This is a genomic window from Microbacterium sp. SLBN-111 (assembly GCF_049739645.1).
In the GTDB taxonomy this organism is placed as follows: Bacteria; Actinomycetota; Actinomycetes; order Actinomycetales; family Microbacteriaceae; genus Microbacterium.
Genome location: NZ_JBMGQH010000001.1, coordinates 2,343,383 through 2,364,217, shown reverse-complemented (window position 1 = coordinate 2,364,217; position 20,835 = coordinate 2,343,383). Strand labels below are relative to the sequence as shown.

21 protein-coding genes are annotated in these 20,835 nt (G+C 71.9%); 12 read left to right on the top strand and 9 right to left on the bottom strand.

The window, feature by feature from the left end; translation table 11 throughout:
- The first annotated feature begins 92 nt into the window (after positions 1 to 92).
- From RKD05_RS10895 to RKD05_RS10870, 6 genes are all read left to right on the top strand, one after another.
- Complete coding sequence (locus RKD05_RS10895) at positions 93 to 1,169, top strand: FtsX-like permease family protein (protein ID WP_424709999.1); 1,077 nt, start codon at positions 93 to 95, stop codon at positions 1,167 to 1,169.
- On the top strand, positions 1,166 to 1,861 hold the full coding sequence (locus RKD05_RS10890) for an ABC transporter ATP-binding protein (RefSeq protein WP_424709997.1): 696 nt from the start codon (positions 1,166 to 1,168) through the stop codon (positions 1,859 to 1,861). The genes RKD05_RS10895 and RKD05_RS10890 overlap by 4 nt, the downstream gene beginning before the upstream one ends.
- Before the next feature lie 115 nt (positions 1,862 to 1,976).
- Entirely contained in the window at positions 1,977 to 2,915 is a 939-nt protein-coding gene (locus RKD05_RS10885) for a hypothetical protein (protein ID WP_424709996.1), read from the top strand.
- Positions 2,912 to 4,426 carry a hypothetical protein gene (locus RKD05_RS10880; RefSeq protein ID WP_424709995.1) on the top strand — a complete coding sequence of 505 codons (1,515 nt, stop codon included), beginning with the start codon at positions 2,912 to 2,914 and terminating at the stop codon, positions 4,424 to 4,426. Before RKD05_RS10885 ends, RKD05_RS10880 begins: the two co-directional genes overlap by 4 nt.
- Complete coding sequence (locus RKD05_RS10875) at positions 4,423 to 5,100, top strand: ABC transporter ATP-binding protein (RefSeq protein WP_424709993.1); 678 nt, start codon at positions 4,423 to 4,425, stop codon at positions 5,098 to 5,100. Before RKD05_RS10880 ends, RKD05_RS10875 begins: the two co-directional genes overlap by 4 nt.
- Positions 5,097 to 6,329 carry an ABC transporter permease gene (locus RKD05_RS10870; protein WP_424709991.1) on the top strand — a complete coding sequence of 411 codons (1,233 nt, stop codon included), beginning with the start codon at positions 5,097 to 5,099 and terminating at the stop codon, positions 6,327 to 6,329. The genes RKD05_RS10875 and RKD05_RS10870 overlap by 4 nt, the downstream gene beginning before the upstream one ends.
- A 3-nt stretch (positions 6,330 to 6,332) precedes the next feature.
- On the opposite strand, the gene RKD05_RS10865 is transcribed toward RKD05_RS10870, so the two are convergent.
- The 3 genes from RKD05_RS10865 to RKD05_RS10855 all read right to left on the bottom strand — a co-directional run bounded on the left by RKD05_RS10865 (position 6,333) and on the right by RKD05_RS10855 (position 7,688).
- Positions 6,333 to 6,695, bottom strand: coding sequence for a hypothetical protein (locus RKD05_RS10865; RefSeq protein ID WP_424709989.1), 363 nt, complete (start codon positions 6,693 to 6,695; stop codon positions 6,333 to 6,335).
- Positions 6,696 to 6,782: 87 nt separating this feature from the next.
- Positions 6,783 to 7,040, bottom strand: coding sequence for a hypothetical protein (locus RKD05_RS10860; protein WP_424709988.1), 258 nt, complete (start codon positions 7,038 to 7,040; stop codon positions 6,783 to 6,785).
- Positions 7,041 to 7,136: 96 nt separating this feature from the next.
- Positions 7,137 to 7,688: a PadR family transcriptional regulator gene (locus RKD05_RS10855; RefSeq protein WP_424709986.1), complete on the bottom strand. Its 552-nt coding sequence runs from the start codon at positions 7,686 to 7,688 to the stop codon at positions 7,137 to 7,139.
- A 133-nt stretch (positions 7,689 to 7,821) separates the two neighbouring features.
- Here RKD05_RS10855 and RKD05_RS10850 point away from each other — a divergent pair, with 133 nt between their 5' ends.
- The 6 genes from RKD05_RS10850 to RKD05_RS10825 all read left to right on the top strand — a co-directional run bounded on the left by RKD05_RS10850 (position 7,822) and on the right by RKD05_RS10825 (position 15,670).
- Positions 7,822 to 9,264, top strand: coding sequence for a cytochrome ubiquinol oxidase subunit I (locus tag RKD05_RS10850; RefSeq protein WP_424709985.1), 1,443 nt, complete (start codon positions 7,822 to 7,824; stop codon positions 9,262 to 9,264).
- A 22-nt stretch (positions 9,265 to 9,286) separates the two neighbouring features.
- Positions 9,287 to 10,318, top strand: coding sequence for a cytochrome d ubiquinol oxidase subunit II (cydB, locus tag RKD05_RS10845; RefSeq protein WP_063256734.1), 1,032 nt, complete (start codon positions 9,287 to 9,289; stop codon positions 10,316 to 10,318).
- Positions 10,315 to 12,021, top strand: coding sequence for a thiol reductant ABC exporter subunit CydD (gene cydD / locus RKD05_RS10840; protein WP_424709983.1), 1,707 nt, complete (start codon positions 10,315 to 10,317; stop codon positions 12,019 to 12,021). Before cydB ends, cydD begins: the two co-directional genes overlap by 4 nt.
- Positions 12,018 to 13,706, top strand: coding sequence for a thiol reductant ABC exporter subunit CydC (gene cydC / locus RKD05_RS10835; protein ID WP_424709982.1), 1,689 nt, complete (start codon positions 12,018 to 12,020; stop codon positions 13,704 to 13,706). Before cydD ends, cydC begins: the two co-directional genes overlap by 4 nt.
- A 114-nt stretch (positions 13,707 to 13,820) precedes the next feature.
- The gene (locus RKD05_RS10830; protein WP_022878977.1) at positions 13,821 to 13,964 is read left to right on the top strand and encodes a hypothetical protein; all 144 of its coding nucleotides are present in this window, start codon (positions 13,821 to 13,823) and stop codon (positions 13,962 to 13,964) included.
- Between the two features lie 140 nt (positions 13,965 to 14,104).
- On the top strand, positions 14,105 to 15,670 hold the full coding sequence (locus RKD05_RS10825; RefSeq protein WP_424709980.1) for a VWA domain-containing protein: 1,566 nt from the start codon (positions 14,105 to 14,107) through the stop codon (positions 15,668 to 15,670).
- Here the strand turns inward: RKD05_RS10825 and RKD05_RS10820 are convergent, their stop codons facing one another.
- Genes RKD05_RS10820 through RKD05_RS10795 form a run of 6 tightly spaced genes read right to left on the bottom strand, consistent with a single transcriptional unit; the run spans position 15,671 to position 20,767 of the window.
- Complete coding sequence (locus tag RKD05_RS10820; RefSeq protein ID WP_424709978.1) at positions 15,671 to 16,657, bottom strand: sensor domain-containing protein; 987 nt, start codon at positions 16,655 to 16,657, stop codon at positions 15,671 to 15,673.
- Positions 16,657 to 17,793, bottom strand: coding sequence for a DUF805 domain-containing protein (locus RKD05_RS10815; RefSeq protein WP_424709976.1), 1,137 nt, complete (start codon positions 17,791 to 17,793; stop codon positions 16,657 to 16,659). Before RKD05_RS10815 ends, RKD05_RS10820 begins: the two co-directional genes overlap by 1 nt.
- 48 nt (positions 17,794 to 17,841) lie before the next feature.
- On the bottom strand, positions 17,842 to 18,867 hold the full coding sequence (locus RKD05_RS10810; RefSeq protein ID WP_424709974.1) for a hypothetical protein: 1,026 nt from the start codon (positions 18,865 to 18,867) through the stop codon (positions 17,842 to 17,844).
- Complete coding sequence (locus RKD05_RS10805) at positions 18,864 to 19,514, bottom strand: hypothetical protein (RefSeq protein WP_424709973.1); 651 nt, start codon at positions 19,512 to 19,514, stop codon at positions 18,864 to 18,866. The genes RKD05_RS10810 and RKD05_RS10805 overlap by 4 nt, the downstream gene beginning before the upstream one ends.
- A 32-nt stretch (positions 19,515 to 19,546) precedes the next feature.
- Positions 19,547 to 20,440 (bottom strand): WXG100 family type VII secretion target, encoded by an 894-nt coding sequence (locus tag RKD05_RS10800; RefSeq protein ID WP_424709972.1) that lies wholly within the window; start codon positions 20,438 to 20,440, stop codon positions 19,547 to 19,549.
- 60 nt (positions 20,441 to 20,500) lie between these two features.
- Positions 20,501 to 20,767, bottom strand: coding sequence for a WXG100 family type VII secretion target (locus RKD05_RS10795; protein WP_424709971.1), 267 nt, complete (start codon positions 20,765 to 20,767; stop codon positions 20,501 to 20,503).
- Between the last annotated feature and the right edge of the window lie 68 nt (positions 20,768 to 20,835).

Here is a 20,835-nt window from a genome sequence, read left to right as displayed (position 1 = left end):
AGGGGGAGTTCGCCCGCGGCGGCGATGACCCGCCCGAACGCCCCGAGGAGGGTGGAAGGACCGGCGAGATCCGCCGGGCGGAAGGAGGCGACGTGTACGTCGCATGGCGGGATCTGCGGTACGCCCGCGGGCGGTTCGCCCTCATCGGAGCGGTCGTGGCGCTCATCACCCTGCTCGTCGGATTCCTGTCGGGCCTCACCGGCGGACTCGCCGCCCAGAACGTCTCGGCGGTGCTGCAACTCCCCGGCGACCGGCTCGTGCTGCACCCCGACGGGACCGCGGCGGCGACCTTCGCGGACTCGACGCTCGACACCGAGACCGTCACGGCATGGCGCGAGGCCCCGGGCGTCGAAGGGGTCACCCCCGTCGGCATCGCGCAGGGCCGGGCCGAGGGCCCGGGCGGCAGCGGCGGTGTCGCCCTGTTCGGCCTCGACGCGGGCGCGGGGAGCACCGACCTCGCGGCCCTCGCCCCGACACGCGACGACGAGGTGGGACTCTCCGCCGGAGCCGCCGGGGCGCTCGGGGCCTCGGTCGGCGACGACATCACCGTCGCCGGGACGACCTACCGCGTGGCATCCGTCGGGGGCGACGCCTGGTACAGCCACACGCCGGTCGTCGCGCTCACCCCGACCGCGTGGACCGCGCTCGACACCCGCCTCGGCGGCTCGGGAGACGCGACCGTGCTCGCCGTGGGCGGGTCGCCGGACTGGGACGCCCTCACCGCCGCGACCGGCACGAGCGCGGCCAGTCCGCTCGCGAGCCTCACGGCGCTGCCGACGTTCCGCTCCGAGATCGGGTCGCTCGCGCTGATGATCGCGATGCTGTTCGGCGTCTCCGCGCTCGTCGTGGGCGCGTTCTTCACCGTCTGGACGATGCAGCGCGCCGGAGACATCGCCGTCCTCAAGGCCCTCGGCGCCGGCACGGGAGCGCTCGTCCGCGACGCGCTCGGTCAGGCGGTGGTGGTGCTGGTGGTCGGCGTGGGCGTCGGGATCGGCCTCACGGCAGCCCTCGGCGCACTCGCCGGCGGGGCACTCCCCTTCGTCCTGAACCCGCTCACGACCGTCGCACCGGCCCTGGCGATGATCGCCCTGGGACTCGTCGGCGCGGCCGTGTCGCTGCGCACCGTCACGAAATCCGACCCCCTCACCGCTCTCGGGAGCACACGATGATCCTGCTCGACGACGTCACCCTCACCTATCCCGACGGCGACTCCCGCGTCACCGCCGTCGACCACGTCACCCTCCACGGACGCCCCGGCATAGTGACCGGCATCACCGGCCCCTCCGGCTCCGGCAAGTCGAGCCTGCTGGCGCTGGCCGCGACGCTGATCCGGCCCGACTCCGGCCGCGTGGTCATCGACGGAACGGATGCCACGGGCCTGTCCCGCGCCGAGGCCACGACGCTCCGCCGGGAGAAGATCGGCATCGTGTTCCAGCAGCCGCAGCTGCTGCCGGCGCTCACCGCGCGCGAGCAGTTGCGCGTGATGGGCGAGCTCGGCGGCCGCGCATCGCGGACGCGCAGTGCGGCGGTGCGCTCCCGTGTCGACGAACTCCTGGATGCCGTCGGCCTCGGCGCACAGGCCGACCGTCGGCCCGCACAGCTGTCCGGCGGTCAGCGGCAGCGTGTGGCGATCGCCCGGGCGCTGGTGCACGAGCCGCGCGTGCTGCTCGTCGACGAGCCCACGAGCGCACTCGACCGGGAACGCGGGGCGGCGATCATGGAGCTGCTGTCACGTCTCACCCGGGAGCGCGGAACCGCCACGCTCCTCGTCACGCACGACCTCGTACACGGCGACGCGCTGGACGAAACCGTCGAGGTGGTCGACGGGAGGGCTCGGGTGACGGAGCGGGTGATCCGCTGACGTCGGGGCGCCGCGACTCCCGCGCAAACGTGCGGCGGACATCGGCGATTCACAGGGGCGCATAAGCCTTTCCTCAGAACGCTCGATACCTCTGGCCTCCGAACCGGAGGTATCCATGTCCATCACTCGCATCTCTCTCGCCGTCCCCGCCACGCTCGGCGCGCTCCTGCTGCTCGCGGGTTGTACCGCGTCGGGGTCGACCCCCGACCCGGCACCGTCGACCGGGGACTCCCCGCTCACTCCCTACCTGACCGCGATCTACGGGGTCGGGGTCGACCCGAATGCGGACAGCGCTGCCCTGACGGAGCAGCGGGAGAAGTCCGAAACCCTCGTCGCCGCGTGCATGAAGGAGAAGGGCTTCGACTACGTTCCCGCGGTCGGCGGCGCCGCCGCGGCGGCAGCCACCGAGTACAAGCCGGACGACCGCGACTGGGTGTCGCAGAACGGGTACGGCCTGTCCCGCGCGGCGGGGTCGGCGTCGGACCCCGACCCCAACGCCGACTACGTCGCCTCGCTCACCGAGTCGGAGCGCGACGCCTACCTGGAGGCGCTGTGGGGAATGCTCGCCGGCGGGGACACCACCGAAGAGTTCGACCCCGCGAAGGCCGGATGCCAGGGGGCGGCGATGGTCGAGTCCGGAACGCTCGCTCCGCTCGGGTCGGACGAGTTCGCCGACCTCCGCACCGCGATCCAGGACCTGTACGCGAACATCGGCGATCTGCCCGAGCAGCAGAAAGCGGACAGCGACTGGTCGTCCTGCATGGCGGAGGCCGGTCACCCCGACCTGAAGACGCAGTCCGACGGTCTGACGAGCGTCAGCGAGCGCCTCAACGAGGCCGCGGGCGACGGATCCGGAACCCTCGACAGCGCCACCGCCGAGCAGCTTCGCAAGACGGAGATCGACACGGCCCTCGCCGACCTGGACTGCCGGACGAAGACCGACTACGCGGAGCGCTCGAAGCGGGCGCGGTGGGCCGTCGAGGAGAAGTTCGTCGCTGATCACCGGGCCGAGCTCGAGGCGGCCAAGGCCGCGGCCGAGCAGGCACGATCGTGACCCGAGTGGGCGCGCGCACCCGGGCGGGGATCGCGTCGGCGAGGGCGATCGTGCGACGCAATCGGCCGCTGTGGATCGTGGCCGCGGTCGCCGTGGCGTCCCTGGGGGCGGGTCTCGGGCTGGGGCGCTTCGTGATCTCCCCCGCCGACGCGTCCGCGAACGGCTCGCCACCCTCGCCCGGCTACGTCACGGTCCCTGTCGAGTCCGGACGGTTGAGCAATGACGTGACCCTGCGCGCCGACTTCGGCTACGCGGATCCCGTCGATGTCCAGGTCGACACGGCCGGGCTGCCGGGCGCGGCCATCGTCACCGGTCGCGTGCCGGAGGTCGGCGCCCGGCTGGAGACCCTCTCGATCGCCCTCGAGGTCGCCGGGCGACCGGTGATCGTCCTGCCGGGCGAACTCCCGGCATACCGCGCTCTGAGGTTCGGGGTCTCCGGTCCGGACGTCGCCCAGTTCAAGACCGCCATGCGGGCGATCGGCCTGGATGCCGGCGACCCCGCCGACCCCGTCTTCGACGAGCGGGCGGCATCCGCGGTCACCGCCCTGTACGCCCAGGCCGGGTACCCCGCCCCCGCTGTCGCCGAGGAGGCCACGACCGCGGTGCGCGCCGCGCAGAACGCCGTCGGGTCCGCGGAACGCGCGGTGGCCGCGGCGCGGGCGGCGGACGACACGGCACGCGCCGGAGCGAGCGCGGTGGACAAGCAGGAGGCCGACAACGCCGTCGCCGCCGCGCGGCGCGCCGTCGACACGGCCACGACTCTCGGCGACGACGAAGCGACCCTCGCCAACCTGCGCGACGCCCTCGCGCTGGCGCAGGCCAAGCGCGCTCAGCTCGACGTGGCGAAGGACACGTCCGTCACCCGCGCCGACCTCGATACCGCTCAGACACAGCTCGACCAGGCACGGGACGACCTCGCGCGGGCACGGGAACGCGCTCTGCCGTTCCTGCCCGCGGGCGAAGTGCTGTTCCTCTCCGACCTTCCGCGACGCGTGGATTCGGTCGACGCCCGGCGGGGCGCCCAGCTCAAGGGCACGGCCATGGTGGTGTCCGGTGCGACCCTGTCGGTGTCGGGATCGGCGCCGGAGTCCGACGCCCGGCTCGTCACAGCGGGAGCTCGGGCCCAGGTCGACCTCCCCGACGGCACGACCCTCGACGCGACGGTGGCGAAGGTCACGCCCGCGGCGAAGTCCGGCGACCGCTGGAAGATCCTCCTCACCCCCGCGTCCGTGACGGACCAGCAATTGGCGGAGCTGAAGGGGAAGAACCTGCGCGTCCGCATCCCGGTCGCGAGCACCGACGGCGACGTCCTCCACGTCCCGCTGGCGGCACTCTCCGCGGGCCCCGGCGGCGAGGAGCGCGTCGAGGTCGTCACCGGCGACCCGCGCGACCCCGCCGTCCCCACCCGCCTCGTCGTCGTGGAGACCGGTCTGGCCGCAGCCGGGGCCGTGGAGGTCCGTCCCGTCGAGGGCGACCTCTCCGTCGGCGATCAGGTCGTGGTCGGCCGATGAGCGCGGCGCTGATGGAGCTCCGGTCGGTGACGCGGTCGTTCCCCGGCGACCCCGCGGTGCACGCCTTGCGCGGCGTCGACCTCGCGGTCGACGAGGGCGACTACGTGGCGATCGTCGGCCCGAGCGGCTCGGGGAAGTCGACGATGTTGAACATCCTGGGCCTCCTCGACCGCCCCACCACGGGCGAGTACCTGCTCGAGGGGTCTCCCACGACGGATCTGGACGATGTGGGGCGCACCGCCGTGCGCGCCCGGGTCCTGGGCTTCGTCTTCCAGTCGTTCCACCTGCTCCCCCGCCGGACCGCCCTGGAGAACGTCTCGCTCCCCCTCATCTACAGCGGCGCGCCGCGCGCGGAGCGGGAATCCCGCGCGCGGGACGCCCTCCACCGGGTCGGGCTCGGTGCGCGTGTCGATTTCCGGCCGGACATCCTCTCGGGGGGAGAGCGGCAACGCGTCGCGGTGGCCCGCGCGCTCGTCACGCGCCCGCGCGTCGTCCTCGCGGACGAACCCACCGGGAACCTCGACGGCGAGAGGACGGAGGAGATCATGTCGCTCTTCGAAGACCTGCACGGTCAGGGCATGACGCTCGTGGTCATCACGCACGACACCGGGGTCGCGGCCCGCGCTCACCGGGTGGTCCGGATCACCGACGGCCGCCTGAGCGAGGTGTCATGAGATCGGGCACGCGGGCCGACCGCTTCGGCATCGGCGACCTGCTCATCGAGGGCACGAGCGACATCGGCGCGCGACCCGGCCGGCTCATCCTGACGATCGCCGGCGCGGTGCTGGGCATCGCCGCCCTCGTCGCGACGGCGGGTCTCGCCGCGACCGCCTCCGACCAGATCGCGCGTCAGTTCGACGCGGTCGCGTCGACGCAGGTCGTTGCCCGCCCGGCGACCGCGAAGAACGCGCAGGGCGCCGACGTCGCCACCGCGTCCCTGCCGGACGACGCGGCGGAGCGGGTCGGACGTCTCGTCGGGGTCGAGGCGGCGACGACTCTCAGCCCCCTCGACCTCCGCGGCGGGACCGTGTCCGCGGTCACGGTCGTCGACCCTTCCGCTCCCGCCACCCTCGCTCCGAAGGTGTACGCCTCGGGTCCCGGACTCGTGGACGCGGTCGGCGCCCGCATCGTGCACGGCCGATTCTTCGACGCCGGCCATGACCGACGCGGCGACCGGGTGGCCGTTCTCGGCCCCGAGGCGGCGACCGCGCTCGGCGTCCACCGGATCGACTCGCAGCCCTCGATATTCGTGGACGGGCACGCGTATTCCGTCATCGGCATCCTCTCCGACGCCGACGCGGTCGGAGATCTCGCGGGTGCCGTCGTCATCCCCGACGGAGCCGCGCGCAGGGACTTCGGGCTGCGGTCGCCGAGCGAGGTGCGCGCGCGCATCGCTGTCGGAGCCGGCCCTCAGCTCCGTTCCCGGCTCGCTCTCGCGTTGTCTCCCGACGCGCCCGACACCATCTCGGTCGGAGCCCCGGCGTCCCGCTCCGCGGTCGGGGCGAGTGTGCAGAACGACGTCGCCTCGCTGTTCGCGATGGTGGGCGTGGTCGTGCTCCTCGTCGGCGGCCTCGGGATCGCCACCGTGACCACTCTCTCCGTCAGCGAGCGGACCGCCGAGATCGGTCTGCGCCGTGCGCTCGGGGCGACCCGCCGCCAGGTCGCCGCCCAGTTCATCGTGGAGTCGGTGGTGATCGGCGGGCTGGGAGGTCTGGTCGGCGCGTCCTTGGGCGTCTTCACGGTCGTCGTCGTCGCGCTCGTGCAGCAGTGGACCCCGGTGCTCGACCCGTGGGTGTCCGTCGGCGGCGCGTTCCTCGGCGCGGCGATCGGCCTCGTCGCGGGCGGTCTCCCCGCGCGACGGGCCGCTCGCATCGAACCCGTGGAGGCGCTGAGGGGGGCGTGAGGATCACCAGCCGAAGGCGTTGAACCACTCCCGGCGCCGGTCGGCTTCGGTGCGGGTCGGGTCGCCCCGCCAGGTCTCGTGCGGGCTCAGCGTGCCGTCCGCCTCGAGGGCGACGAACGCCCAGCAGACCGGGCACACCGCCCGGCCGTCGGGGAACCCGTCCGCGAGGGTGGGTGCCGGCTCGGCCGCCGTTCCCGCGCCGGGGCACTCCGGCGGATCGGCCTGCAGGTCGTTCCAGAGCAGGGAACCGCCGCGGCGGTGATGCAGGCCGCGGTGGCCCTTCTCACGCGTGCAGATCTCCCCGTTTCGGCGGCTCAGGCACAACCGGCGCGCCGCGCCGGGGAGAGCGGCCAGCGTTCGTGTCATCCTTCGATTCTCGCGCGCGCTTGCGCACCGGGGGCAGGTGAGCAATGCGCACCGGCCGGTGCGGGCCCGTGGGGAAGGGGTCGGCGGTCATCGCCGACCACCACCGGCCGCCCGCCGCAGGACCGTGTCGACCGCGGCATGGAACGTCAGATGCTGCGCCACCTCAACCGCGCGGTCGTACCGCGTGCCGCCGAGGGCGACGAAGACCGAGCCGACGACTTCGACGTACCCGACGATGCATCCCTCGCTCGCGACCTCGTACAGGTCGAGGTCGATGCGGGTCCACGGGATCTCGGTGACGATCTCGCGCTGGCCCGGACGGCTGATCGGGATGTCCATGACCATGAGCGAGCTCCTTTGCGACCGGGGGTGGTCTCAGAGTGCGCTGTCGAACGAAATGTCGCTCCGGGGTTGACGGATCGGCGTGCCGGAGTTACGCGGTCAGCCGGCGCTCCGGACCGGTCGTCCTCGGCGCGGACGCTCGTCCGAGAGGTCGAACGGCACCGCTTCTCCGGCCAGGCGTTCGACCTCGTCCAGGAAACGCAGGTCCGCCTCGAGTCGCGCACGACGGGCCGCCGCCAGCACCGCTCGGGACACGGCATCCATGTTCTCGTCCTCGGGAACCGGGGCCGCCAGCGCCTCGCGGACCGCCGCGCGCTGCGCGGCGAGCAGGCCCGGAATGTCGGCGCCGGGAAGGGTGAGCGCGAGCGCGATGCGGAGGGCGACCTCGTCGCGACGGTCGGCGAGCGATGCCGCGGCCAGCCAGGCGCGCGCCTCAGCTCGGCCGGCGGCGGTCGCGCCCCACAGGACGCGGCCCTCGTCATCGGCGCCGCGGTTCTCGACGAGACCGTCGCGCTCGAGGCGTTCGAGCGTCGTGTAGACCTGGCCGACGTTCACCGCGGCACCTGTTCGACGCAGGTATTCCGCCCGCAATTGGGACCCGTAGCAGTCGCCCCGATCGAGGATCGCTAGCAGGCTCTGGCGCACCGACATAGGGACCTCCGACCTACCGCAGAATGCTTTTCCGAGTATATGGTTCGACACCGAGTGAACCCTGATTTCCGCGTTCTGACGCGGAGTAGCCTGTGGTCTGACCACAGAATAGGTCGTCGATCGGAGGCATCCCGTGGAGTGGCTCGACCCCCTCATCCTCGCTCGGTGGCAGTTCGGACTGACCACCCTGTACCACTTCCTCTTCGTGCCCCTCACGCTCGGGATGTCGCTCGTCGTGGCGATCTTCCAGACCGTCTGGTACCGCACCGGCGACGTGAAGTGGCTGCACCTGACCCGCTTCTTCGGAAAGATCTTCCTGATCAACTTCGCCATGGGCGTCGTGACGGGAATCGTGCAGGAATTCCAGTTCGGCATGAACTGGTCGGCCTACTCCCGCTTCGTGGGCGACGTCTTCGGCGCCCCGCTCGCGTTCGAAGGGCTCCTCGCGTTCTTCCTCGAAGCGACCTTCATCGGCCTGTGGATCTTCGGGTGGGACAAGCTCCCCCGCGGCCTGCACCTCGCGAGCATCTGGCTCGCGACCCTCGGCGCGACCTTCTCGGCGTACTTCATCATCGCGGCCAACGCGTTCATGCAGAACCCGGTCGGCTACCAGATGTCCGCCGACGGCCACCGCGCCGAGCTCGTCGACTTCGGCAAGCTGCTCCTGAACCCCGTGGCGCTCGCGGCGTTCCCGCACACGATCTTCTCCGGGTGGATGTTCGCCGCGATGGTCGTCGTGTCGGTCTCCGCGTGGCACCTGGCCCGCGGCCGGAACGTCGAGATGATGCGGGCTCCCCTGCGCTTCGGCCTCTGGTCGACGATCGTCTCCTTCGTCCTCGTCGCGATCGCCGGCGACCAGCTCAGCCTGGTGATGGTGGCCACGCAGCCGATGAAGATGGCCGCGGCCGAGGCGACGTTCAACACCGTGTGCGGCGCGAACGCCTCGTTCTCGATCTTCACGCTCGGAACGCCCGACGGGACGAGCGAGCTGTTCTCGATCCGCGTGCCGTTCCTCCTCAGCATCCTGTCCACGCACTCCCTGGACGGCTGCGTCGAGGGCATCAACGACCTGAACGCGCTGTACAGCCAGCAGATGTTCCCGCAGTTCGCCGACCAGGTGGACGGCAACTTCGCCCCGGTCCTGTGGGTGACGTACTGGGCCTTCCGCTGGATGATCGCGCTCGGCGGTCTCGCGACCCTCATCAGCGTCGTGGGCCTCTGGGTCACGCGGAAGAACGCGAAGCGCCCGGTCGCGCAGTGGATGTGGCGCGTGGCGATCTGGGCGGCCCCCCTGCCGCTGCTGGGCAGCCTCGTCGGCTGGGTCTTCACCGAGATGGGCCGCCAGCCCTGGATCGTGTTCGGCCTGATGCTCACGCAGGACGGCGTCTCCCCCAGCGTCCCCGGGTGGAGCGTGCTGATCTCGCTCGTCGCCTTCACCGCGATCTACGCCACCCTCGCCGTCGTCGAGTTCGGACTCATCAAGAAGTACGCGCAGAAGGGCCCGGACCCGCTGCCCGACCCGAACGCGCCGAGCGAGCCCGACAGCGTCGAGAACACCCCGACCACGGTTTACTGAGCCCGTCTACTAGGAGACAGTCATGGACCTCGCATACCTCTGGTTCTGGATCGTCGGATTCCTCTTCATCGGCTACTTCGTCCTGGACGGGTTCGACTTCGGCGTCGGCATGTCGCTGCCGTTCCTCGGCAAGGACGACATCGCCCGCCGGCAGATCATCAACACCATCGGCCCGGTGTGGGACCTCAACGAGACGTGGGTCATCGTGGCCGGGGCGGCGCTGTTCGCCTCGTTCCCCGAGTGGTACGCCACCCTCTTCAGCGGGTTCTACCTGCCGCTCCTGCTGATCCTGCTGGCGCTCATCGCCCGCGGCGTCTCCTTCGAGTACCGCCACCAGCGCGAGTCGCTGAAGTGGAAGCGCGGCTTCGACCGGATGATCGTCATCGGTTCCGCCGTCCCCGCGCTCCTGTGGGGCGTGGCGTTCGCGAACATCGTGCAGGGCGTACCCCTGGATGCCGATCACGAATACGTCGGCAGCCTGTTCACGCTGCTCAACCCGTACGGGCTCCTCGGCGGCGTCGTCACCCTGCTGCTGTTCTTCACGCACGGCGTCTACTTCGTCGCGTTGAAGACCGACGGCCAGGTCCGCACCGACGCCCGCGCGCTCGCTCGGAAGTCCGGCATCCTGACGATCGTCGCCGCAGCCCTGTTCCTGGTCTGGACGATCATCCAGGCCGCGAACAACCAGGCCCCGCTCCTGCTCGGCGTCGTCGCCTTCTCCGGCGTCGCGGCGCTCGCACTCATCGGGTCCTGGGTCGCGAACCTCCGCGACCGCGAGGGCACCGCGTTCACGCTCGGCGCCATCACGATCATCACCGCGGTGGCCGCACTCTTCTTCGCCCTGTTCCCGAACGTCATGCCCTCCACCCTCGAACCGGGTTCGGGCCTGACGATCGAGAACGCCTCCAGCACCGACTACACGCTCACGATCATGAGCTGGGCGGCGCTGATCTTCCTGCCGCTGGTCCTCGCCTACCAGGGCTGGACGTACTGGGTGTTCCGCAAGCGCGTGACCCGCGCCCGCATCGAGAAGGCCGCGCTGGTGGCGCATTGACCGACACGACCCGGGTGCGCCCCGTCGACCCCCGACTGGTGCGATACGCCTCCGCCTCCCGCAGCTTCTTCGCGGTCAGCGCGGCGATCGTCCTCGCCCAGACGGGGGTCGTCGTCGGCTTCGCGTGGGCACTGACCTCCGCCCTCGTCGGCGCGATCGACGGGCGCCCCCTCGGGGAGCTGACGGGGTACGTGGCGGCCGCGGCGGCGCTGGTCGTTCTCCGGGGCCTCCTCATCGCGGCCTCCGAACGCGTGTCGGCCCGCGGCGCCGCGGCCGCGTCGCTGCAGCTGCGCGAGCGTCTCGTCGACGCCGTCGCCACCCTGGGTCCCGGTTGGCTCGGCCGCCGCAACGCCGCGTCGCTGTCGGTCACGGCCGGCCACGGACTCGAGGCCCTCGACGCCTACTTCGGGCGCTACCTCCCCCAGCTCGTCGCCACCGTGATCACGACGCCGATCCTCCTCGGGGCGATCGCGCTCGCCGACCCGCTGTCGGGACTCATCGTCCTCCTGACGCTCCCCCTCATCCCCATCTTCATGGTGCTCATCGGCCTCGCGACCCGCACCGTGCAGAAGAAGCAGTACGGCACCCTCGGGCGCCTGGCCGCCCGCTTCGCCGATACCGTCGAGGGCCTCGGAACGCTCAAGGCGTTCGGGCGTGAGCACCGCGCCGCGGACACGATCGAGAAGGTCACGCGCGACTACAAGCGCGAGACGATGACGGTGCTGCGCGTGTCGTTCCTCTCCGGCTTCGCGCTGGAGTTCCTGGCATCCATCTCGGTCGCCATCGTCGCCGTCACGATCGGCTTCCGCCTCCTCTCCGGCGACCTGACCCTGCTGGTCGGGCTGTTCGCGCTGCTCCTCGCCCCCGAGGCGTACCTGCCGCTGCGCCAGGTCGGCGTGCAGTTCCACGCCGCCGCGGAGGGCGTCGCGGCAACCGAGGAGATCTTCGACGCCCTGGATGCCGCCCGCACCGCGCCGGCGCCGGAGGGCCCCGCCGCGACCGGAGCGACCCTCGAGCTCCGCGACATCCGCGTCGACCGCGGGGCGCACCGGATGCCGACGGTCTCGCTGTCCGTCGGACCGGGCGAGGTCGTGCTGATGACGGGCCCGAGCGGCGTGGGCAAGTCGAGCGTGCTCGCCGCCCTCCTCGGGTACGCCGAGTACGACGGCAGCGTGTGCCTCGACGGCAAGCCCGTGCCGCACGCGCGCGCGGCCGTCGCGTGGGCGGGGCAGCGACCCGGGCTCGTGTCCGGCACGGTCGGCGAGAACGTCGCGCTCGGCTCCGACGCCGATCCCGCCGCCGTCGCGACCGCGCTCGCCGACGCCGGAGCCGACGACCTCGACCCGGCGACCCCGCTCGGCGCGGGCGGCGCGGGACTGTCGGGCGGCCAGGCGCAGCGCGTCGCCGTCGCCCGCGCCCTCTACCGCGCGCGGACCACCGGCGTGCGGATCCTCGTCCTCGACGAACCCTCGAGCGCCCTGGATGCCGACACCGAGGCGCACGTGTGGCGGACGCTGCGCGCCGAGGCCGATCGCGGCGCGGGCGTGCTGCTGGTCTCGCATCGCCCGTCCGCGCGGGGGATCGCCGATCGCGTGATCGCCCTGTCTCACCCGCGTGAGTCGCCAGGATTTGTCGCCTCGGGCTCTCGGGAAGCGACAAATCTTGGCGACTCACGCCTCGGACACGGGGAGGGGCGGCGATGAATCAGCGGGTGGGCGGCATCCTCGTCTCCGCGATGCCGTCGCGGCGGCGGTTCGCCCCGGCGATCCTGTCCGGCTTCGGCACGGCCGGGAGCGCGGTGGCGCTGCTCGCGACGAGCGCGTGGCTCATCGCCCGGGCCGCCGAGCAGCCGCTGGTGATGTACCTGTCCGTCGCCGTCGTCGGGGTGCGCGCGTTCGCGCTGTCGCGCGGAGTCTTCCGCTACCTCGAACGGCTCACCGGACACGACGCGGCGCTCGAACGGCTCGCCGGCGTCCGCGCCGACCTCGTGCGCGAGCTCGTGCCGCTCGCCCCCGACGGACTCGCGCGCGCCCGGCGCGGAGGGCTCCTCTCGAGCGTCGTCGACGACGTCGAGGAACTGCAGAACCTGCCCCTGCGGGTCGTGCTGCCCCTCTCGGTCGCCGCGCTCACCTCGCTCGCGGCGGTCGTGTTCGTGGCGTTCGTGTCGTGGCCCGCGGCGCTGGTCCTGCTGCTCTGCCTGGCCGCGGCGTTCGCGGTCTCGGTCGCGGTGGGCTGGGCGGCCGGGGCGCGCGCGGAACGCGCCATCGCGCCGCTGCGCGCCGACGTCGCCGACGCCGTACACGACCTCCTCACGAACCTCGACGTGCTGACCGCCTACGGTGCGCTCGACGCCGCGCGGGCTCGGGTGCGTGACGCCGACCGAGCCCTCCGTCGCGCGGTCGTGCGGCGCGGCGCCGCCCAGGGCCTGACCTCCGGCACCGTGTCGGTGCTCGCGGGCCTGGCGTCCCTGTTCGCTCTCGCGGTCGCCGCGCCGGGCGTCACGGGCGGCACCCTCTCCGGCCCCGGACTCGCGGTCGTCGTACTGCTGCCCATGGCGGTGTTCGAGGTGTTCGGGCCGGTGCCGCTGGCCCTGGCCTCCTGGCGCCAGGTGCGCGCCGCCGCCGAGCGCATCGCCGACGCCGTCCCGGCGGAGATCCCCGAGGGCCTCCCCCGCGACGAACCCGCTGTCACGGGCATCGCTCCCGCCCTGGGCGACGGCATCGAGCTGCGCGACGTGCGCGCGCACTGGCCCGCGCGGTCCGACGCGGAACTCGACGACACCGGCCGCATCGCCGAGGTCACACTGCACGTCGCCGCCGGCGAACGGGTGCTCGTCACGGGACCGAGCGGCGCGGGCAAGACCACGCTCGCCCACGTTCTCGCCCGGTTCCTCGACTACGACGGGTCGTTCACGATCGGCGGCGTCGAGGCCCGGAACATCGCGGGCGACGACCTGCGCCGCACCGTCGGACTCGTCGAGCAGGCGCCGTACCTCTTCGACGAGTCGGTGCGTCAGAACCTTCTCTTCGCCCGCGACGACGCCAGCGACGACGACCTCACCGCGGTCCTCGCCCGCGTCGGACTCGACGCCTGGGTCGCCGAACGCGGAGGACTGGATGCCACCGTCGGCGACCGCGGCGGACTCGTCTCGGGCGGCCAGGCGCAGCGGCTCGCGCTCGCGCGGGCGCTGCTGCACGGATTCCCGGTGCTCGTGCTCGACGAGCCCACCGCGGGCGTCGACCCCGCGGCATCCGACGCTCTCCTCCGCGATCTGCTCGGCGCGGTGGATCGCGACCGCGCCGTGGTGGTCGTGTCGCACGTCGACGTGCAGGACGAGCTCGTCGATCGCACGGTGCGACTCGAGGGCGGGCGGGTCGTCGTGGGCTGAGGCTCGCGTGTCGAGCGACGCGGATGGGGAGGGGAATCCTCCCCCTGGCCGCGCTCCCCTTCCCCGCCTCACGGTGGGTTCGCGGTCGGACGGTCCGCCGCAGAAGGGAACCCCATGTTCAGAACCGAGGCGTCGAAGCTGCAGACCGGCAACTGGAACCTCCATGCCGGCTGTTGGCGCGGGCACACCGTCTTCAAGGACCAGATGCACGCCGGCGATTCCTACAAGTGCCCGTACTGCGGGCACGACGTCTACTGACGGCCACGGGGATCTCTCCCCATCGACGGTCGGACGGGCGGCGTGGGAGGCTGGCGCCATTCCACCCGGGGGTGCCGGGCGGAGGGGGGACGGGAATGGGGAACGACCGGTCGGCGCACCGCGTGGAGCGCCATCGCACCGTGAGCACCGCCGTGATCGCGACGATCGCGACGCTCTTTTCCCTGCTCGTCTCTCCCTCATCCGGGGCGGTCGCGGCCGACGCGCCCGCCCCGGTGGTCCTCATCGTGGATGCCTCCGGCTCGATGGTCCGCGACGCCGGAGGGCGCAGCCGCATGGCCGTGGCGCAGGAGGCGACGCGCGCGGCCATCACCGCACTGCCGACCGGCACCCCCACGGGATTGCTCGTCTTCGGGACCGGGACCGGCAACGACGACCGCGAGCGGGCGGCCGGATGCCAGGACGTCACGACGCTGTCCCCCCTCCGTCCGGTGGACGCGAAGGCGCTGGGCGCGGCGGTCGACGGCATCCGGGCTTCCGGGTTCACCCCGATCGGTCCGGCGCTGCGGAAGGCCGCCGCGATGCTCCCCGCCGACGGCCCCGGGAGCATCGTGCTCGTCTCCGACGGCGTCGACACGTGCGCGCCGCCCTCCTCGTGCGAGGTGGCCGCGCAGCTGCACCGCGCCAACCCCCTCCTCACGATCCACGTCGTCGGGTTCGGCGTCGACGACGACGAAGAGGCGCAGCAGCAGATGACCTGCATCGGCGGGGTCGGCGGGGGCACCGCCGTGTCGGCATCCGATCCCGCCCAGCTGTCCGCGCGCCTGCGGGCGGCCGCGACGGCACAGCGGGACGGAGTCGTCAGCGCGCAGGGCATGAACGGCGTACGGCTCGGTATGACCCTGGCCGAGGTGCGCGCCGCTGTCGACGGAGCGCGCGTGGGCACCCCCACCACGAGCGGCGGGGTCGAGGTGATCGTCGTCGATTGCGGCTGGGGCAAGGTCGAGCTGCACGACGACCGTGTCTTCTCCATCACCCCGACGGACGCGAGTACCGGGACGGCCGAAGGGATCGCGCCGGGGGACGGCATCGCCGCGTTCATCCGCCTCTACGGCGCCGGTCAGCCGCAGCCGGACGGCTCCGTGGTGTTTCCCGTCACCTCGACGGGTCAGACCGGCTATCGCGTCGAGACCGACGGAACCGGCGCCATTCGCACGGTCGTCGTGTGCCGCTGCGTTGCGGCGGCGCAGGGCACCTCGGTCTCGACATGGGAGATCGGGTTCGACGGCGTCGGTCCGCTCCAGATCGGGATGACGCTCGACGACGCCCGAGCGGCGGTCCCGGGACTCACGCGTCGCAGCGACGCGGTGTGGATGCTCACGGCACCGAGCGGAAAGCCCCTCCTGTCGGCCGGATTCGTCGACGATCAGTTGGCCGTGGTTCAGGTGGGGTCCAGCTCGGACGTTCCCGGCGACCTGCGGCAGATCGCGCCGCGGGCCCGCGGCATCCTGCTCGGGGACAGCACGGGGCTGGTCACCGACGCATTCCCCGGCGGGTCAACGTCGGCGGCGTCAATCGACCAGAACACCAGGTACATCGTCACCGACCGCGCCGGTCGCGTGCTGTCGTTCCGGTTCACCTACGTCAGCGGCATCCACCAGGACGGGGTGGCATCCATCCGAGTCGAAGACGGATCCGTCACCCGGCGGACCGATGTGCGGCAGAGCTTCGCGCTGATCCTCCCCTGATCAGCGGTAGCCGATCTCCTCCGTCAACGCGGCACGGGCCCGGTCGATCCGCGCGGCGACGAGATCCGCCAGCCGTTGCGCGTCCCCGTCGGCCAGAGTCCCCTCGGCATCGATCGTGAGAACGACGTTGCCGTCGTGCCCCACGACGACCGTCCTAGCTCTGTCCGCGGTGCTCGCGTCCAGCGACGCCACGAGAACCCCGCCACCGGACCGGGCCACGACCTCGAGTTCGTGCGGCGTCGTGGAATACCCGATCTGCCCGAACTCGAAGCGCGCGCACTCGTCGGTGTGATCGGCGAAGTCGGCGAACCAGGCGTCGGCGAGACCCGGCGTCGGAAACTGGCGGACCGTGACGGAATCGCGGGTGTACCCCTGGTCGTTCCAGTTGAGGGAGCGGGATCCCACGACTGCTCCCTCGTCCGGAAGCATCCACGGGTTGCAGTTCGCCGGCAGCGCCGAGGCGCCCTCGGTCTCGCCGACCACCTTCAGCTCGGAGGTGAGCTGGCCGGCGGCCGCCGCCGGAATGAATTCCGACAACTCGGACGCGTCCGGGAGGAAGGTCCCGAGTTCATCGCCGATGTACACCGGCGGACCGTCCAGCCGGCGCTCTCCCTGCGCACTCGCCGATGGGCTGCCGGTCGCCACGGGCGCATCCGGTGTCGCCCCGCCCTCGGAGACCGGCGTGCCCGCACCGGACGTCGAGAGCACAGCGGCGACCGCCGCCGCCCCGCCCAACGTCGCCACCACACCGCCCACGACCGCGAGGACGAGCCACGGGCGAGGCGCCCGCGCCTGCCGCGAGACATCGCGCTGTGCGGTGAGTTCCCCCGCGAGCTGCGCCGCCCACGTGCGCAGTTCCGGGTAGCAGTTCGGGTGGCGGGCGATGGCATCCGCGAACTCCGGATGGGCGCGCGCGATCTCGGCGAGGTCGGCGGCGGGCGTCGTCGGATCGTGCAGGCGTCGCCACGTCGCCTCCCTCGCGTCCATCACGCCCGCCGCAGACGAATCCGGTAGTCGCCGAGGAAGACCGTCGCGCCCGCCGGAACGACGGCGGAGAGCCCCGGAGCGACCGACACCGCGGGCACTCCCGGCGCCTCGACACGGGTCCCGTTCGTCGAGTGCAGGTCGGTCACCGTGACGGCGCCGCCCGCGAAATCGAAGCGGGCATGCGTCTTCGACATCGACCGTGCGGGGTCGTCCACCGGCACGAGCACTCCGCCGTGGTCGGACACGGGGTCGCGTCCGAACGACACGGCGCCGTCGACCGGAAGGCTACGACCGTCGGGCAGGTCGAGCGTCCAGCCGCTGACGGAGGTGGGCGGCACCATGCGCGTGCTCTCGAGGTCCGCGGCCGGAGCCGCGACGGGCACGGGCGCCGGGGCGAACGCCGGGGCCGCCGGGGCGGATACCCCGGGGATACCGGGGATTCCGGGGATGCCTGCGACGGGGGCCGGGGCGTGCGGTAGCGACGCGGGAGCCGGCGGGACAGGCGCGGGCGGAACGGGAACGGGCGGAGCGGGAACGGGCGGAGCGGGAGCGGGCGGCGGGGCCGCCGCCGCGACGGGTGCCGGGGGAACGGGCGGAACCGGGGATGCCGAGATCTCGCCGTACGTCGACGTCGGAGGCGAGGGAACGGGCGGTGAGGCCAGTGGCGTCGTCGTCGCGAGATCGAAGCGCGCCCCCTCCGGGCGGGACGCCTGCGTGAGCATGATGAGCAGGATCAGTCCGCCCACGAAGGGGAGGAACGTCAGGAGGTACATCGCCCCCGACTGGTTGGTGTCGTGGAGGCGGCGGATCGCGACCGCGATCGACGGAATCGCCACCGCGATCGCGTACAGGAACGCGACGACCACGAGGAACGTCGAGAACCCGGTGACGGCCGAGTACGCCGAGTAGTTGCCGGAATTGATCACGGCCGCGAGCCCGGCGGCGCTGACGATCGACGAGAGGACGTACAGGGCCACGGCGATGCCCGTCGTGGCCAGCCACGCCTTCCAGTACTCGGACGGGCTGGCGCGCCCGGTGAAGGTGAAGCCCTTCTTCCAGAAGCGGCGGAAGGCGGCCCGCATCGGTGCCCCCGGGTACGGGAGGTCGAGGGGCGGTTCGGCGGTGGGGAGGGTCATGCGAGCTCCTGTCGGGTGGCGAACGAGTCGAAGAGGAAGTGGGGCGGATCACCGTTCATCGGCAACGATCCGTCCTGAGAAGCGCCCGAGGGCGGCTTTGGCCGCGTCGTAGCGCGGGTCCGAGGAAGCATCGAAGCGGGCCGCGAGATCCCCGTACTTCCCGGAGTTGTGCACGTCCCATTGGAGGCCGCCGTCGCGATAGGTGACGTCTTCGCCCGGCGCGGGTGGCGTGTTCCCCGTCGCGGCATCCATCACGGCGACGAGCGGATCGTGCAGGGGGTTGAAGAGGCTCAGGCGCGGGACGATGTCGGAATCGTGCTCGAGACGGATGACGTCCGCGCCGCCGAAATTCCGTACGTCGTGCAGCACGGGAGAGCCATAGGTCAGGACCGTCGTGCACCGGAACGCGCTCTCGTCGGCCAGGCGCTGCGCGATCAACCCGCCCTGGCTGAACCCGACGAGAGCGACCTCGGCATCCGGCTCGACGACGGCGGCGATCTTCGCACGAATGTGGTCCAGGGTTCTGCTGTCGAGAGACGCGACGGCGAATGCGTTGTTGTCCCACCCGAGATCGCCGCCCCATGCGCCGTCCGACGTGGAGCCGGAGCCGCCGATGTAGACCACGTACCGCGCGACACCGTCATCGCCCACGACTTTCTGGATGCGAAGGCCGTCCTCGTCCCCTTCCATTCCCGCCAGCTCCGCGACGAATGCATGGGCGTTGCCTGGGGTCTCCCGAGAGGCCGGATGGTCGAGCTCCCACCGCGTCGGGGAATGCGTCGACACGGCGCGCGAATCCGGCGCACTCGTGCGTTCCTGGTCGTCGGCGTTGCGCCGCAGGGCGAGCGCAGCCTCCTTCAGGCGCGCGGCGGCCGAGGCGACCCGGGTGCTGTGGTCGCTGTCCCACTCGGCGCGGAAGCGGACGGCAACCGGGCCGACCCAGGCCTGGATCCGGATCGCGTTGCCCACCGACATCCGCTCCCGATCCAGCTTCGTCGCGGCCGCGTCGAACGCACGCGCGAGATCGCGCAGCTCGGCGACGTCGGCGCCGTACATCCCGGCCATGACGGTCAAACCGACTCCGGTGCGGCGAGGTCGTCGACGACCAACGCGTTCAGGAGTTCTCGCAGAGCGTTGTCGTCGACGTCGGTGCGGCGCTGCTCCGGCCACAGGGCAGACTCGCCGAGCGCGAGGGTCCACGACACAGCTCCCGCACGATCGGCGAACAGCGTCGCCCGACCGCCGACGGTGCTCACCTCGACGAACGTGGATGCCGCCTCGTGCCCGTCGCGGAAGCCGGATACGAGTGCCCACAGCGCCTCGCCGTCGCTCACCTCCGGGGCCTTGGCGAGCATGAGCCACGAGCCGCCCTGGCGCGGCTGGAGGATCGCGGTCAGGGCAGGGGCGTGCAAGAGTACGGCACCGTCGATCGCCTCATCGCTCCCCGAGAAGAATCCGATTCGCGTCCACCGCGTCGCTTCGGCGACGGCGTACGACAGGACGGTGGCCGCACCCCGGGGTTGCGGCACCCCGTCCGAATCGATCTCCAGGAGGCCGTGCGCGATGAGAGAGGACATCGACGCCACGGCCACGTCATCGGCATAGGCGTGGTCGACGAGGTCGAACACCTCGCGAGCCTTTTTCACAGCCGGCAGGTCGTCCTGGATCAGCAGGAAACCGATCTCGCCGAAGCCGAACCCCTGCCACGTCTGTTCACTCATATCTGTTCTCTCTCCCCTGTCGGCCGGATCGCTCACCACGGCCACAGCTTCTTCGCTGCCTTGCCTACGCCGTCGAGAAAGCTCCCCGCGGCTTTGCCCACGCCGTCGGCGACCTTCCCGACCGCATTCGCGACATCGGAGGTGCCCCGAGCGATTGCGTCGCCGGCGCCGGCGACGACGTTCGTCACGGCGTTCGAGATCGCGGGGTTCTGCGAGAGCAGTTCGCCGACTCCGATCCCGATGCTCACGGCGGCGGCGAACGGCTGGATCGGGCTCGGGATCACGGCCGCTGCGCCGATCAGCGTCTTCACGCCCGAGTAGATGGCGCCCTGGGTGTCCCCCTCGAGAGCCTTCGTCACCGTCTCGTAGGCGCCGAATCCCGCGGAGATCACGCCGAGGGTGGTTCCGGCCGCTCCCAGGACGCGGCCCAGCTTCGTCGCCTCGGCCGCGGCACCGAAGGTGGTCCACGCGTCGGCGCCCTTGCCGCTCATGAGGACATGGGCCGCCGTATGCCCCATCTCGACGATGCTCTCGGGCAGTTCGATCGCGCCGACGATTCCCTTGAGCATCCCGGTCGTACCGCCCACGAACTCCATCAGCAACGACCCCAAGGAGGGAACTCTGCCGATCGGAGCCGGCACGGTCTGAACGCTGCCGGCGTCGGACCTGCTGGTGTGATCCTGGTCGTCCGCGTTGCGCCGCAGCGCCGAAGCGGCATCACGCAGACCTGCGGCAGCCTGGGCCACCTTGACACTGTGCGCGGAGTCCCACTCGGCGCGGAACCGCACCGCGACGGGTCCCACCCACGCCTGGATCCGGATCGCGTTGCCGACCGTCATCCGGTTCTGGTCGAGCCGGGTCGCAGCCGAGTCGAACGATCGAGCCAGCGCCCGCAGCTGTTCGACATCCGCTCCGTACATTCCCATCGCGTCACCTCCTCTCGGCGGTCGGTGGGAGGGAACGAGGCGTCCCCTCCCACCCGGACCTCAGCTGTTGGACGTCTGCTCCTGCGCGGCCGCGTTCTGCTGCGCCTTCGTAGCGGCGTCGCGCAGGGCCTGCACGACGTTGCGGAGCGAGGCGGTGTGCGGTCCCGACCAGTCGCTGCGGAACTGGTTGGCATCCGGACCCTCCCACTGCGTCTGCGAGAGGGCACTGGTGAGCTGGCTGAGGATGCTTTCGATATCCCCCGCCTTGTTGTTCAACTGCGAGCTGAGCGCGCGGACCTGCTCGACGTCGAGACCCCAAACGGCCATGATCATCTCCTTCTTTCTGTGGTGCGGACCCGTGTATCGGTGCCCGGTCGTTCGCCGCCATCGGGCGA